Origin of the sequence: Caldimonas tepidiphila, assembly GCF_003569765.1 — a bacterium.
GTDB lineage: Bacteria > Pseudomonadota > Gammaproteobacteria > Burkholderiales > Burkholderiaceae_C > Caldimonas > Caldimonas tepidiphila.
On sequence record NZ_KZ983963.1, the window covers coordinates 7,846 to 21,907 of the forward strand.

General features: G+C 73.7%; 11 protein-coding genes and 2 pseudogenes. 6 read left to right on the plus strand and 7 right to left on the minus strand.

Going from position 1 to position 14,062, the window contains the following annotated elements; genetic code table 11:
• Window positions 1-382: pseudogene (locus D3A59_RS26830) on the plus strand (hypothetical protein); the annotation flags it as partial.
• Window positions 316-789, plus strand: coding sequence for a hypothetical protein (locus D3A59_RS02560; RefSeq protein ID WP_119153368.1), 474 nt, complete (start codon window positions 316-318; stop codon window positions 787-789). The pseudogene D3A59_RS26830 and the gene D3A59_RS02560, both read left to right, overlap by 67 nt.
• On the opposite strand, the gene D3A59_RS02565 is transcribed toward D3A59_RS02560, so the two are convergent.
• On the minus strand, window positions 783-1,001 hold the full coding sequence (locus tag D3A59_RS02565) for a SlyX family protein (RefSeq protein ID WP_119153369.1): 219 nt from the start codon (window positions 999-1,001) through the stop codon (window positions 783-785). The genes D3A59_RS02560 and D3A59_RS02565 overlap by 7 nt on opposite strands.
• 227 nt (window positions 1,002-1,228) lie before the next feature.
• On the opposite strand from D3A59_RS02565, the gene D3A59_RS02570 reads away from it, so the two are divergent.
• Window positions 1,229-3,337, plus strand: a complete 2,109-nt coding sequence (locus D3A59_RS02570; protein ID WP_170162281.1) for a hybrid sensor histidine kinase/response regulator — start codon at window positions 1,229-1,231, stop codon at window positions 3,335-3,337.
• On the opposite strand, the gene D3A59_RS02575 is transcribed toward D3A59_RS02570, so the two are convergent.
• A complete protein-coding gene (locus D3A59_RS02575) occupies window positions 3,334-6,972 on the minus strand; it encodes a PAS domain S-box protein (RefSeq protein WP_170162282.1) in 3,639 nt (1,212 codons plus the stop codon). The two genes, D3A59_RS02570 and D3A59_RS02575, sit on opposite strands and share 4 nt — an antisense overlap.
• A 194-nt stretch (window positions 6,973-7,166) precedes the next feature.
• A complete protein-coding gene (locus D3A59_RS02580) occupies window positions 7,167-7,676 on the minus strand; it encodes a hypothetical protein (protein ID WP_119153372.1) in 510 nt (169 codons plus the stop codon).
• Window positions 7,677-7,912: 236 nt separating this feature from the next.
• On the opposite strand from D3A59_RS02580, the gene D3A59_RS02585 reads away from it, so the two are divergent.
• Window positions 7,913-8,149, plus strand: coding sequence for a hypothetical protein (locus tag D3A59_RS02585; RefSeq protein WP_119153373.1), 237 nt, complete (start codon window positions 7,913-7,915; stop codon window positions 8,147-8,149).
• Between the two features lie 19 nt (window positions 8,150-8,168).
• Here the strand turns inward: D3A59_RS02585 and D3A59_RS02590 are convergent, their stop codons facing one another.
• The 4 genes and pseudogenes from D3A59_RS02590 to D3A59_RS26165 form a co-directional block, all read right to left on the minus strand.
• Window positions 8,169-8,480, minus strand: a complete 312-nt coding sequence (locus tag D3A59_RS02590) for a hypothetical protein (protein WP_119153374.1) — start codon at window positions 8,478-8,480, stop codon at window positions 8,169-8,171.
• Between the two features lie 68 nt (window positions 8,481-8,548).
• On the minus strand, window positions 8,549-10,174 hold the full coding sequence (locus tag D3A59_RS02595; RefSeq protein WP_119153375.1) for an alpha-amylase family protein: 1,626 nt from the start codon (window positions 10,172-10,174) through the stop codon (window positions 8,549-8,551).
• Window positions 10,167-12,197 carry an amylo-alpha-1,6-glucosidase gene (locus D3A59_RS02600; RefSeq protein ID WP_240635908.1) on the minus strand — a complete coding sequence of 677 codons (2,031 nt, stop codon included), beginning with the start codon at window positions 12,195-12,197 and terminating at the stop codon, window positions 10,167-10,169. The genes D3A59_RS02595 and D3A59_RS02600 overlap by 8 nt, the downstream gene beginning before the upstream one ends.
• A gap of 141 nt (window positions 12,198-12,338) precedes the next feature.
• Window positions 12,339-13,205 (minus strand): annotated as a pseudogene (locus D3A59_RS26165) (MBL fold metallo-hydrolase); the annotation flags it as partial.
• A 93-nt stretch (window positions 13,206-13,298) separates the two neighbouring features.
• Here D3A59_RS26165 and D3A59_RS02605 point away from each other — a divergent pair.
• Both D3A59_RS02605 and D3A59_RS02610 read left to right on the plus strand, forming a co-directional pair.
• Window positions 13,299-13,628, plus strand: coding sequence for an ArsR/SmtB family transcription factor (locus tag D3A59_RS02605; protein WP_119153377.1), 330 nt, complete (start codon window positions 13,299-13,301; stop codon window positions 13,626-13,628).
• Complete coding sequence (locus D3A59_RS02610) at window positions 13,625-14,059, plus strand: YeeE/YedE family protein (RefSeq protein WP_119153378.1); 435 nt, start codon at window positions 13,625-13,627, stop codon at window positions 14,057-14,059. Before D3A59_RS02605 ends, D3A59_RS02610 begins: the two co-directional genes overlap by 4 nt.
• The last annotated feature ends 3 nt before the right edge of the window (window positions 14,060-14,062 follow it).

Below are 14,062 nucleotides of genomic sequence, written 5' to 3' on the forward strand. Positions count from 1 at the left end.
GCGGGCCGGCGCGGCCACCCGGTCGGCTTCGGGCCCGCGTGGCGCGCGCGGCTCGCCGCGCTCGACGGCGACCGCGGCGCCGGGCCGCTGCTCGCCGGCGACCGCGGCGCCGGGCCGCTGCTCGCCGGCGCCGCCATCGAGCCCCTGGACGTCGACGATCCCGGCGTGCTCGAGGACATCGACCTGCCGGCGCAGCTCCCGCCCGATTGAGCGCCGGGGCCGCCCCCTTCACGCTGCGGGCCGGCATCCCGTTTGCCCGCCTCCCGGCAGGGTGCGGTCCGTCGCAAGGACTGCCGATGCAGGGGGCAGTGGAAGATGGACAGCGAGAACTTCCGGTACCTGGTGTGGAGCGTGTTCGTCGCCGGGCTGTTCTGGGTGCTGAGCCTCGCCGGCGGCGGTCCGCGCTGGAAGCGCACGCTGCGCTCGATCGGGCTCGCCGCGGGCTTCGGCTTCATCGTCTTCCCCGACCCCGAGAGCGGGCGCCTCGTCTTCAAGCACGTGCTGACGATGTTCATCGAGCTGCCGGCGCACCGCTACCCGATCGCCCAGGTGCTCGGCGCCGGCATCGGCGTGGCCTACTGGTGCCTGTGGCTCGCCGTCTCGTTCGTGCTGCTCGGCCGCGTCGGCCGGCAGGGCGAGGACGCGGCCACGCACGAGCAGCCCCTCGGCACCGCGGAGCGCCAGGAGCCGACGGGGGAGCCGGCTCCGGAGCCGGTACCGGAGCCGCGCTTCGATCCCGAGCCCGGGCTGCTGCCCGCGGAGCCCGGTCGTGTGCCCCAGCCTCAGTAGTGCGGGGGCAGTTCCTCGCGCAGGCTGCGCACCGTGACGGCGCCGCTGTCGCGCATCTGCTGGCGCATCTGCGCGAGCTCGCGCATCAGCAGCTCGATCTGCTGCTGCTGGCGCACCACGGTCTGGTTCAGGTGATCGACCAGATCCTCGGTGAAGCTGGCCTTGACCTCCAGGTCGATCAGGCGGTTCTCGATGTCGTTGGGCTGCGTCATGGGCGTATTGGACGCCAAAAGACGCTCGCCCGCCCGGGAACCGCGCGCCTGCGCCGCACCGCCGCGGTGCACGCAGAGCCCTCACTGCGGTCTTGGCATGCGGGCTTGAGCATAGTTCGCCGCTTGCAGGACCAAGGAAGGACGGATCCTGCCGCGCCTGCCATGCCGTGGAGCGATGCTTCGCGGCCCGGGCGGGATTGCCGCGGCGGGGGAGGACCACCACCAACGTGAACGACAGCCAGTTCGGCGGCGACAGCCCGCAAGCCTCCGGGGCGCTCCCCGGGGAACCCCGGGCCGAGGCCGGATTGCAGCGCAACGAGAAGCGCTTCCGCACGCTCGTGATCTCGACCTCGTCCGTGGTCTGGATCAGCTCCCCCAGCGGCGAGGCGATCGAGGACAACCCGTCCTGGTGTGCCTTCACCGGCCAGACACCCGGGCAGTCCGCCGGCTGGGGCTGGCTGGACGCGCTGCATCCCGAGGACCGCGACGCGGCGCTCGCCGCGTGGCGCGCCGGGGTCGCTGCGGGCCGTTTGGCGGAACTCCGCTACCGGCTGCGCCGCCACGACGGCGAATACCGCGACATGGAGGTGCGCGGCGCGCCGGTCACCGACGAGGACGGGCGCGTGCTCGAATGGATCGGCGACTGCCGCGACGTGACGGACGCGCGCTGCGCCGAGGCGGCACTGAAGGCCAGCGAGGAGCGCTTCCGCTTCCTCGACCGGCTCGGCCAGGCCACCCGGCACGCGACCGACGCGATGCTCGTGATGGAGGTGACCACCCGCCTGCTCGGCGAGCACCTCGGCGCGACGCGCTGCGCCTACGCCGACGTCGAGCCCGACAACGACCGCTTCACGATCCGCAGCGACTGGTCGCGCCCCGGCACGCCCACGAGCGCCGGCGTCTACTCGCTGGACCTGTTCGGCCCGCAGGCGAGGTCCGAGCTGCGCAACGGCCGCACGCTGGTCGTGCGCGACGTCGATGCCGAGCTCGGGCCTGACGGCGGCGGCGACATGTTCAACGCGATCGGCATCAAGGCCATCGTCTGCGCGCCGCTCGCGAAGGACGGGCGGCTGACCGCGCTGATGGCGGTGCACCAGGCGACGCCGCGCGACTGGAGCGAGGGGGACATCGCGCTGATGCAACAGGTGGTCGAGCGCTCGTGGGCGCACATCGAGCGCGTGCGCGACGCGGCGGCGCTGCGCGAGCAGGACCGCCGCAAGGACGAGTTCCTCGCGACGCTCGCGCACGAGCTGCGCAACCCGCTTGCGCCGGTGCGCTACGCGACGGCGCTGATGCGCATGGCCGACGCCGACGGCCGCACGGTGGCGCGGGCGCAGGACATCATCGAGCGCCAGATCGCCCACATGGTGCGGCTGGTCGACGACCTGCTGGACGTCTCGCGCGTCAACCGCGGCCTGATCGAGCTGAAGAAGGAGGCGGTGAGCCTGCGCCAGGTGGTCGAGCTCGCGGTGGAGACGAGCCGGCCCTGGATCGATGCGGCGCGGCACCGCCTCGAGCTCGAGCTGCAGGAGCCGGAGCTGGCGCTGCACGCCGACCCGACGCGGCTCGCGCAGGCGCTGAGCAACCTGCTGAACAACGCCGCGAAGTACACGCCCGAGGGCGGGCGCATCCGCCTGGTCGGCCGCCGCGAGGGCCGGGACGCGGTGCTGGAGGTCAGCGACAACGGCATCGGCATCGCGCCCGGGCTGCAGGAGCGCCTGTTCGAGATGTTCGTGCAGGGCCACGGGCCGAGCCGCGCGCAGGGCGGCCTCGGCATCGGGCTGTCGCTGGTCAGGCGACTCGTCGAGCTGCACGGCGGCACGGTCGAGGCGCGCAGCGCCGGGGTGGACGAGGGCAGCACGTTCGCGCTGCGCCTGCCGCTGCCCCCGCTCGCCGCCCCCGCGCCGCGCCAGGCCCGGGTCGATCCCGCCGCGGCGGACCGGGACCTGCCGGAAGGCAAGGGCCGCGTGCTCGTCGTCGAGGACAACGAGGACGGCCTGCAGATGCTTGTCCTGCTGCTGGGCCAGGCGGGCCACGAGGTGCGCGGCGTGGCCGACGGCCCGTCCGCGCTCGCCGAGGCGCGGCGCTTCCGGCCGCGGCTCGTGCTGCTCGACATCGGCCTGCCGGGCATGGACGGCTATCAGGTGGCCCAGGCGCTGCGCGCCGACCCCTCGCTGGCCGGCCTGCGCATCGTCGCGCTCACCGGCTGGGGCAGCGAGCGCGACCGCCAGCGCGCCCGCGAGGCCGGCTTCGACCACCACCTCACCAAGCCGGTCGATCCCGAGGCGCTCAAGCGCTTCCTGGCGGGACAGCTGGCCGAGCCGGCGGCGGGTTAGCCGGCCACGCCGGGCGGCACGCGCTCGGCGATCAGCTGCTGCATCGCCGCGATGTCGACCGGCTTCGTGAGGTGCGCATCGAAGCCCGCCGCCAGCGCGCGCCGCCTGTCCTCCTCGCTGCCCCAGCCGGTCAGCGCGACCAGCAGCGTGCCGGCGAAGGCCGGCTGCGCGCGCAGGCGCGCCGCCACCTCGTAGCCGTTCATCCCCGGCATCCCGATGTCGCAGAACACCACCGCCGGGGCGAACTCGCGCGCCGCCACCAGCGCGTCGGCGCCGTCGTGGGCCGTGCGGGTGTCGTGGCCGAGCAGGCCGAGCATCATCGCCAGCGTCTCGGCGGCGTCCACGTTGTCGTCCACCACCAGCACCCGCGGCGCATCCGCCTGAGGCGCGGGGCCCGCGCCGCCCGGTCCTGCGGGCTCGGTCTCGGCGTCCGTGGCCAGCGGCAGCCGCACCGTGAAGGTCGCGCCGTGCCCGAGCCCCGCGCTCTCCACGCCGACGTCCCCCTGGTGCATCTCCACGAGGCGCTTCGCCAGCGACAGCCCGATGCCGAGGCCGCCCTGCGCCTGGGCGACGGGCTGCGGCACCTGGGTGAACATCTCGAACACGCGCGGCAGCATCTCCGGCGCGATGCCGATGCCGTTGTCCCGCACGCGGATCACGGCCTCGCCGCCCTCGCGCTCGGCCGACAGCTCGATGCGCCCGCCGCGCGGCGTGTACTTCGCTGCGTTGTTGAGCAGGTTGCCGAGCACCTGCGCCAGGCGGGTCGGGTCGCCGTCGAGGCACAGGGGCCTGCCGGGAAGCTGCAGCCTGAGCTCGTGGCCGCCGCCCTCGATGAAGGGCTGGCTCGCCTCGATGGCGCTGTCGAGGATCGAGCGCAGCGCCACCGCCTCCCGCCGCAGCTCGACCTTGCCGCGGCTGATGCGCGACACGTCGAGCAGGTCGTCGATCATGCGGACCATGTGCGCGATCTGGCGTTCCATGGTCTCGAGCGTGCGGGCCGCCCCCTGAGCCACGCCGGGCGTGAGGCGCAGGATCTGGATGCCGGTGCGGATCGGCGCGAGCGGGTTGCGCAGCTCGTGCGCGAGCGTGGCGAGGAACTCGTCCTTGCGGCGGTCGGCCTCCTGCAGCGCCTGCGCCGCTGCCTTCTCCGGCGTGCGGTCGCCGATCACGCCGAGCACCTGCTCGACCTCGCCGGACGGCCCGAACTCCGGCACGAACTGGCCCGCGAAGTGGCGGGGGCCGTCCGGGGTCTCGAAGCGGAACTCGATGGTGCGGGGGCGGCCCTGCTCGAACACCGACCGCAGCGCCTCGTCCCAGAGGTCGCAGAGTTCCGCCGGCATGCCGAGCTCGCGGTTGGTCTTGCCGATGAAGGCCTCCGGCTTCAGGCCGGTCGCACGCTCGATGGCGCGGCTGACGAACAGGTGGCGCAGCCCGCGGTCGAAGCGCGAGAGGATCTCCGGCGTGTTGTCGGCAAGGGTGCGGAACTCGCGCTCGCGCCGGCCCAGCTCCTCCTCGGCGCGCTTGCGGTCGTGGATGTCGATGGAGGCGCCGAACCAGCGCACGATGCGGTCGCTGCCCGGTTCGCGGTAGGGCTCGGCGCGCACCAGGAACCAGCGGTACTCGCCGCTGCAGGAGCGGACGCGGTGCTCGACCCGGAAGGTGTCGCCGGTGCGCCGCGCCTCGGCGAAGCGTTCGAGCGTGATCGCGACGTCGTCGGGGTGGATCGCCCGGGCGGCGATCTCCGCGGCGGTGGCCGAGGTGATCGAGAGGCCCGTGTAGTCCGTCCACTGGCGGTTGACGAACTCGTTGCGGCCCTCGGCGTCGGTGATCCAGACGATCTGCGGCACCGCGTCGCTCATCAGCCGGAAGCGCGCCTCGCTCTCGCGCAGCGCCTCCTCCGCGCGACGGCGCTGGGTCAGGTCCAGCATCGAGCCGATCATGCGGTAGGCCTTGCCCGCGGCGTCGTGCCCGATGTAGCCGCGGTCGAGGAAGGTGGCGTAGCTGCCGTCGCTCTTGCGGAAGCGGTACTCGTCGCTCCAGCTGCAGCAGCCGTGCTCGATCGCCGCGTGGATGCCCCCGACCACGCGCTCGCGATCCTGCGGGTGGATGCGCGCGTACCAGCCCTCGATGCCGGGCCCGAGCTCCTCGACCGTGCAGCCGAAGTGGATCTTCACGGCCTCGTTCCAGTCGAGCCGGTCGGTCCGCAGGTCCCAGTCCCAGATCACGTCGTTGGTGGCGCGGTTGAGCAGCCGGTAGCGCTCCTCGCTCTGCCGCAGCGCCTGCTCGGCCTCCTTGCGCCTCGTGACGTCCAGCATCACCACGACGCCGCCGACGACGCGGCCGGCCTCGTCGCGCACCGGCGCGGCGTTGTTCAGCAGGAAGCGCCGCGGCCCGCCGTCGAAGGGCAGGCACTCGACCATCTCGTCGCGCACCGTCTCGCCCTGCAGCAGCGCGCGCGACATCGCCCATTCCCCGGCCTCGATGCGCCGCCCGGTGTCGGGCCAGTAGCCGGGCCATTCGCCGTACTGCTGCCAGCCCGGGGTGTCGGGAACCCCGCCCCAGAGCGCGCGGAAGGCGGCGTTCTCGCGGATCAGCCGGCCGTCCGCGTCGGCGACCGCCACCCCGGCCGGCAGCGCCTCGAGCACGGCGCGCAGGAGCGCCTCGCGCTGTGCCAGCGTGCGCTCGGCGCGCGCGCGTTCGACCGCGGCCCACAGCCGTTCGCAGGCCTGCTCGACCAGCGCCACCTCGGCCGGCGCCCACTCGCGCGGCTCGGGATGGTGAACGAAGAACATGGCGACCATGCGGCCCTGCTTCACGAGCGGCACGTCGAGGATCGCGCGCGTGCTGATGCCCTCGTAGGCACGGAGCACGCCCGGGTGGCTGGTGCGCGGGTCGAGCCGGACGTCGGCGATCGGGGCCGAACGTCCCGCCTTCATGTCGGCCACGAAGTCGGGGCCGAAGTCGTCCATGCGCCAGGTGCCGGCGACCGAGCCGATGCGGCCGTCGTTCCAGTCGCGGTGGACGGTGACGTGCGTCTGCGTCTCGTCGATCTCGCCGTAGCCGACCTGCGCCACGCCCAGGTGCGTGCCCAGCGCGGCGCCGGCCGCGTCCATCATCTCCTGCGGGTCGGCGAGTTCGCGCAGGCGCTCGTTGAGCGCGAGCAGGAAGCGGGAGTGCCGTTCCTGCCCGCTCAGCGCCACCTCGGTGCGCACCATCTCGTCGATGTCGGTCGCCGAGCCCGCCCACGACTCGATCGCGCCCGAGGCACCGCGCATCGGCACGGCGCGCACCAGGTGCCAGCGCCAGCGGCCGTCGTGGCGGCGCAGGCGCTGGCGCATCGTGCATTCGCTGCCGGCGTCGATCGCCTGCCGCCACTTCGCGCGGCTCGCGGCCCGGTCCTCGGGATGAACTGCCTGCAGCCAGCCGTCGCCGGCGAGCAGTGCGGGCGTCAGGCCGGTGTAGTGTGCGCAGGCCTCGCTCGACCAGGTGCGGGCGCCCCGCGCGTCGGCCTCGAACACCAGGCAGGGCAGCGCGTCGGCCAGGGCGCGGAATCGCGCCTCGGGGCATCCCTCGGGCGGCCTCGCGCCGATGCAAGGTCCGGGCGCGGCATCCGCGCGATCGCGTTGCGGCGACATCCGGAGCAGATCTGGGGGTTCGCCGCCCATGGTGCACCCATGTGGAAAAAACGCGATTATCCGGTGCGGAAGTGGCATTGCCCGGCTGCGCCGTTGCGGGAATTCCCGGATCGTCGCGCGGGCGGGGACGTCCTCCCGTCGGCGGCCCGTCTCCAGGCAAGGAACCCCGGAGCCGGCATCCCGGCCCCGTCGCCTCAGGCGGGCTTGCGGTAGCCGCCCTCGATCCAGGCCGTCGCGCTCGCCGTCGTCAGCCTGAAGGTGGGCGGCACCTTCACGCTCGCGAGCTCCTCGCCGAAGGCGTCCCGCGCGGCGAGCACCGCGTAGGGCTCGTACTCGTCGGGCACGATGTCCAGCGTCACGGCGATGCGCTCGCCGTCGATGGTCACCGAGACGTTCTTGTGGTGCAGCGCGTGCAGGTGCTGCTCGTGGCGCCGCAGCACCTCGGAGGCGGTCTTCACCAGCGTGTTGAAGGCCGAGACGTCCAGCGGCTTCGGGTTCTTCTTGTCGCGGCCCATCGTCCAGGGCCCGACCAGCGCCGGCTCGGCCTCGCCGTCCTTGATCATCGCGACGGCCCAGCCGTCGTCGTCCTCGTTCTTGATCACGCGGGCCGTCCAGCCCTTGTCACGCCAGAGGCGGGCCTTGTGCACCGGGCCGGACGCTTCGTCGCCGGCTGCGCCGTCGTCATGGGGGTTCGTCGGATTCATGGCGCGGATGTTAATCAAGTCCGCCGCGCCTTCCCCGGGCCTTCCCGGGCGCCTCGCCGCGGCCCGGCCGCACGGCCGTGAGTGAGCGGGCGCTCTCGCCATCTGGCGCGGGAATGCAGGACGGCAGGCGGGGCATTGCCCGTGCCGGGGCAGGGCGCGGCGCAGAATCGCAGGCGGCGAGGCCGCCCGAGCGGGCGGCCCGACTCCGTCTGCTTCAACGAACCGCTGAGGTGCCCATGGAACGCAAGCTTCATCTCCTCGAATCGTTCACCGCCCGCGGCAGCGACGGCGCGACCTACAAGGTGCGCGGCTACGAGTACCTCGCGCGCGACGAGAACCTGCGCGCCCCGGACGGCCACTGGGAGCCGACCGGGATGGCCGAGTACCGGCTCGACAACGGACAGCGCGTCGACATGCTGCGCGACGGCTCGATGCGGGTGGCGGGCTCGGACCTGACGCTGACGCGGCATTGACCGCGCGGCGCCGCCGCGTTCAGCGCCTGCCGCCCTCGTCCCCGGACGCGTCGTCGGCGCCGGCCGGCCGGGCGCCTGGCGTGCCGGTGCTGCGCTGCGCCTGGTTGTTCGGGCGCGTCGGCGCCTGCTGGATGCCGCGGTCGGCGCCGCCGCCGCTGCCCTGCGCGCCGGCCAGGCCCTGCGAGGTGGGGTGGCCGAGGCGCTCGCCCGAGCGCGGCTCGGTGCCTTCGCCCGGCACCGGCGCGACCGGGTTGCCGCCGCCCTGCGGCTGCGCGGCGGGCTTGGCCGCTTCCCCCTCGGGGCGCGATGCGCTGTCCCTGGAATTCGTCATGGCGTGCTCCTGTCTGCGGGTTGGATGTGGGAATGCCCGGCAAGGGCGGTGCCCGCGCCCGCCCGCGCTCAGCCGTCGTCGCGGCGCAGCCAGCGGTAGCCCCAGGGCTCCAGGTCGACGTGGTAGTGGCCGTCCTCCTCGACCTCCTCGCGGTGCTCGGCGAGCACGTCGTACACGCCGCGGGCATCGCTGATCGGCAGGGAGAAGCGCAGGCGCCGGTCCGCGAGGTTGTGGATCGCGAACACGGTGCGCCCGTCGAGGTCGCAGCGGTGCGCGAGCAGCTCGCGGTGGCCGGTGTCGATCCAGGTGCAGCAGCCGAGCCCGAACTCGGAGCTCTCCTTGCGCCGCCGGATCATGCGCTCCAGCCAGTTCAGCAGCGACTGCGGGTCGCGCCGCTGCGCCTCGACGTTGAGCGCCGGGTAGCCGTACTCGCCGTCGGCGATCGGCGGCAGCACGAGCTGCTCGCGCGGCGCGTGCGAGAAGCCGCCGTTGGGCCCGGCGCTCCACTGCATCGGCGTGCGCACGCTCTCGCGGTCCGGCAGCGACAGGTCGTCGCCCATGCCGATCTCGTCGCCGTAGCGCAGCACGGGCGTGCCGGGCAGCGTCAGCATCAGGCTGTGCGCGAGCTCGATGCGGCGGCGGTCGTTGCCGAGCATCGGCGCGAGGCGCCGGCGGATGCCGCGGCCGTAGAGCCGCATGCACTCCTCGGGGCCGAAGGCGCGGAACACCTCCTCGCGCTCGGCATCCGACAGGCGGCCGAGGTCGAGCTCGTCGTGGCTGCGCAGGAAGTGGTTCCACTGGCACCAGCGCGGCAGCGGCGGCAGCTCTGCGGCGGCGCGGCGGATCGGCGTGGCGTCCTGGCGCGCGAGCGCGAGGAACAGGTGCTGGTTGGTCCAGAAGTCGAAGGACATGTGGATCTTGTCGCCGTCGCCGAAGTAGTCCGGCACCTCCTCGGGCCGCAGGTTGGCCTCGGCCATCAGGCAGACGTCGCCGCACAGCGCCTGCACGTGCTGGCGCAGCTCGCGCAGGTAGGCGTGCGGGTTGCCGAGCCCCTCCTGCGGCGTGCCCTTGAACTCGATCAGGAAGGGCAGCGCATCGACGCGGAAGCCTGTGACGCCGAGCTGCAGCCAGAAGCCGGTGATCTTCTCGATCTCGCGGCGCACCGCCGGGTGCGTGATGTTCAGCTCGGCCTGGTGCTCGTAGAAGCGGTGGAAGTAGTAGGCGCGGGCCTTGCGGTCCCAGGTCCAGGTGGTCTGCTGCGGGCCGGGGAAGACCATGCCCTGGTGGGCGTCCTCGGGCTTCTTCTTCGACCAGACGTACCAGTCTCGGTAGGGGGAGGCCGGGTCGCTGCGCGCCGCCTGGAACCAGGGATGGTCGATCGAGGTGTGGTTGACGACGAGGTCGATCATCACGCGGATGCCGCGCTCGCGCGCCCGGCGCGAGAACTCGACGAAGTCGCCGAGCGTGCCCAGGCGCGGGTCGATGCCGTAGTAGTCGGTGATGTCGTAGCCGTTGTCGCGCATCGGCGACGGGAAGAAGGGCTGCAGCCAGACGCAGTCGACGTTGAGCCCGTCGAGGTACTCGAGCCGGCCCGCGAGCCCCTCGAAGTCGCCGATGCCGTCGCCGTTGCCGTCGGCGAAGGTCTTCACGTCGAGGCAGTAGACGACGGCGTTCTTGTACCAGAGGTCAGCCATCGCGATCCCCGCCGCGCGTGGCCTGCCAGGCGCGCAGCAGCTCGGCCACGCTCCAGGCCTGCGCGATGCAGCCGCCGGCGCAGTGCGGCGGCTGCGCGTCGAAGACCTCGCTGACGCTGCCGAGCCCGTGCTCGGCGAGGTGCGCCGGCAGGGCCTGCAGCAGCGCGCGGGCGCGCTCGTCGCGGCCGTGCACGCGCAACCAGGCGTCGACGAAGTGGCCGAGCAGCCAGGGCCAGACCGTGCCCTGGTGGTAGGCGGCGTCGCGCTCGCGCAGCGAGCCCTCGTAGCGCGGGCGGTAGCCGGGCTCGTGCGGGGCGAGGGTGCGCAGCCCGAAGGGCGTGAGCAGGTGGCGCGCGACGGCGTCGAGCACCGCGCGCCGGTGCGCCGCGTCGAGCACCGGGTGCGTCAGCGACAGCGCGAACACCTGGTTGGGGCGCAGGCTCGCGTCGTCGCCGTCCGGGCCGTCGACCACGTCGAGCAGGTGGCCGCGCGCGGGCGACCAGAAGCGCGCCTCGAAGGAGGTCCGCACGCGCTCGGCGAGCGCGTCGTGCGCGTCGGCCCCCGGCGCGCCGAGCGCGCGGCCCCAGCCGGCCATCAGCCGCAGCGCGTTGTACCAGAGCGCCTGGATCTCCACCGGCTTGCCGCGCCGCGGCGTGACGACCCAGTCGTCCACCTTGGCGTCCATCCAGGTGAGCTGCAGGCCCTCGGCCGCGGCGCGCACCAGGGCGTCCTGCGGGTCGACGCCGATGCCGAAGCGCGTGCCCTGGCGGTGGCGCTCGATCACGTCGGCGAGCACCGGGTAGAGCTCGGCGACGAGCGACAGGTCGCCCGAGTGCGCCACGTAGCGCTCGATCGCGTGGAAGTACCAGAAGGTCGCGTCGACGGTGTGGTAGAGCGCCTCGCGCTCGCCCTCGGGAAAGAGGTTGGGCAGCAGGCCGTCGCGGATGTAGCGGGCGAAGGTGCGCAGGATGCCGCGCGCCTCGGCGTGCCGCCCGGTGCACAGCGCCAGGCCCTCGAGCGCGATCATCGTGTCGCGCCCCCAGTCGCCGAACCAGGGATAGCCCGCGATCACGGTGCGCGCGCGGCCCTGTCCCGTCTCGCGGCGGCCGGCCGGCTCGACGACGAAGGCATCGGCGGCGAGCACGAGGCGCCGCTCGGTCTCGTCGGCGCCCGCGAGCCCCTCGGCGGCGAGCAGTGCGGCGACGCGCGAACGCTCGGCCTCGAACAGCTCCTCGGGGGAGGGCAGCGCCGCATCCCCCTCGCCGTCCTGGTCCCCGCACTGCGCGACGAAGGCCGCGTCGCGGCCCGGCGCCAGCGTCAGCCGCCATTCGCCGGGGCTGTGCATGTGCTCGCGGTGCTCGTAGCCGCGCTCGCGCTCCACGCGCAGCAGCACGTCGCGCTCGAGCCGCGGCGCCTCCTCGAACGCCGCGTCCTGCGCCAGCACCTGCATCCGCACCGCGATGCCGGAGTCGGCGCGCCAGAGCCGCGCATCTCCGTCTGCAGCCGGTTCGAGCCGTCCGGGCGGGTGCTCGTCGAGGTGCAGCGGCGCGTCCTGGCGGCGCCCGCCGGCATAGACGCGCAGCCGCAGCCGGCAGGCGGGCCCGTCGAGCAGCCGCCAGCGCACGCACACCGCGTTGCGGCCCTGCGGCATCAGCAGCGCGCGCTCGATGACGCGGCCGTCCACCTCGAAGGTCCACACCGGCGTCACGCCGTCGAGGCGGAACTCGCGCAGGTGCAGGTGCGCCTCGACCTCCGGCCGGCCGTCGCCGAGCTCCGCGCCGGCGAGCCGCACGCTGCCGCCACCGGCCTCGACGCAGTCGTCGAGCCGCGGCAGCGCGACGTGGCGGCCGCGCGGCGCGTCGAGGTTGGGCACGAGGATGCCGTGGTGGCGGCGCGTCGGCACGCCGAGCACGGTGCCCGAGGCGTAGCCCCCGAGGCCGTTGGTGACGAGCCATTCGCGCTCGCGCAGCGCGACTGCGTCGCCGCCGATCGTCCGGGGCAGCACCAGTTGGGGCGGCAGCATCGCTTCGACTTCCTCCTCCACGCGCCGACACGGCCGGCGGCGCCCCCGCGGCGGCGGCGGCTCGCGCGCCGCCCGGCGCGCTGCGGGGACGGCCGGGTTCGAGGCCTGCGCAGCAAGCCCCGCGCCCGGCGGCTCAGGCGCCGGCAGCAGGTTCAGCGGGATCTTCAGGTAGCTCACGCCGTTATCCTCGGGCGGCGGCAGCTGCCCGGCGCGCACGTTGACCTGGAGCGACGGTAGCAGCAGCACCGGCACCTCGAGCGCCGCGTCGCGGGCGCGGCGCATCGCGACGAACTGCGCCTCGTCGATGCCGTCGCGCACGTGGATGTTGGCGCGGCGCTGCTCGGCGACGCTCGTCTCCCAGCGCGGCCCGCGCCCGGCGGGCGGGTAGTCGTGGCAGACGAAGAGGCGCGTGTCGCCCGGCAGGTCGAGCAGCCGGCGGATCGAGCGGTGCAGCGTCTGCGCGTCGCCGCCGGGGAAGTCGGCGCGCGCGGTGCCGACGTCGGGCATGAAGAGCGTGTCGCCGACGAACACCGCGTCCCCGACGAGATAGGCCATGTCTGCCGGCGTGTGGCCCGGCACCCACAGCGCCCGTGCCTCGACGCTGCCGATGCGGAAGGTCTCGCCGTCGGCGAACAGGTGGTCGAACTGGCTGCCGTCGGACAGGAAGCCGGGCTCGAGGTTGTAGATCTTCCGGAAGATCTGCTGCACCTCGCGGATGCGCTCGCCGATCGCGATGCGCCCGCCGGCTTGCGCTTTGAGATGGTGCGCCGCAGAGAGGTGGTCGGCGTGGGCATGCGTCTCGAGGATCCATTCGAGCGCCAGGCCCTGCTCGCGCAGGTGAGCCAGCAGGCGGTCGGCCGAGTCGCTGCGGGTGCGGCCGGAGCGGGCGTCGTAGTCGAGCACCGGGTCGACGACCGCGGCCTGCCGCGTCGCGGGGTCCGCCACGACGTAGCTGACGGTCGAGGTGGCGGGGTCGAAGAAGGGGCGGATCGTGATGCGAGGGTTCATGGCGGCCTCCTGCGGTTGACGCGGTTGACGAACGATCTACGAGAAAATAATATATCAACAGATATATTGTTGTCGATGAAAAGGACCCCGGCGATGAACGACCCCTCCCCCGAGCTCGATCCGCAGCGCCTGCGCGGCGCGGCCGCGCAGGCGGCCGCGACGCTCAGGCTGCTGGCCAACGAGGACCGGCTGCTGCTGCTGTGCCAGCTCTCGCAGGGCGAGTGCAGCGTCGGCGAGCTCGAGGAGCAGCTCGGCATACGCCAGCCGACGCTGTCGCAGCAGCTCGGCGTGCTGCGCAACGAGGGCGTGGTCGCGACGCGCCGCGAGGGCAAGTACGTCCACTACCGCATCGCCGACCCGGCGCTGCTCGAGATCCTGGCGGTGCTCTACCGCCTCTACTGTCCCCGGGAGGACGCGCGATGAGGATCGACTGGAACGCCTTCGCGCCGGCCGAGGCGCTGCTCGGCGGCGTGCTGATCGGGCTGGCGGCGGCGATGTTCGTGCTGCTCAACGGCCGCATCGCCGGCATCAGCGGCGTGCTCGGCGGCCTGCTGCGCCCCGCGCGCGGCGACCTGGGCTGGCGCCTCGCCTTCGTCGCCGGCCTGCTCGCGGCGCCGCTCGCCTGGGCGCTGTTCTGGCCGCTGCCGCCGGTGCGGGTGGAGGCCGGCACCGTGCTGCTGGCGGCAGCGGGGCTGCTGGTCGGCGTCGGCACGCGCTACGGCGCGGGCTGCACCAGCGGGCACGGCGTGTGCGGCCTGTCGCGGCTGTCGCCGCGTTCGCTGCTCGCCACCGTCGTGTTCATGGCCGCGGGCTTCGCGACGGTGTACCTCGTGCGCCACCTGCTGCAACCCTGAACG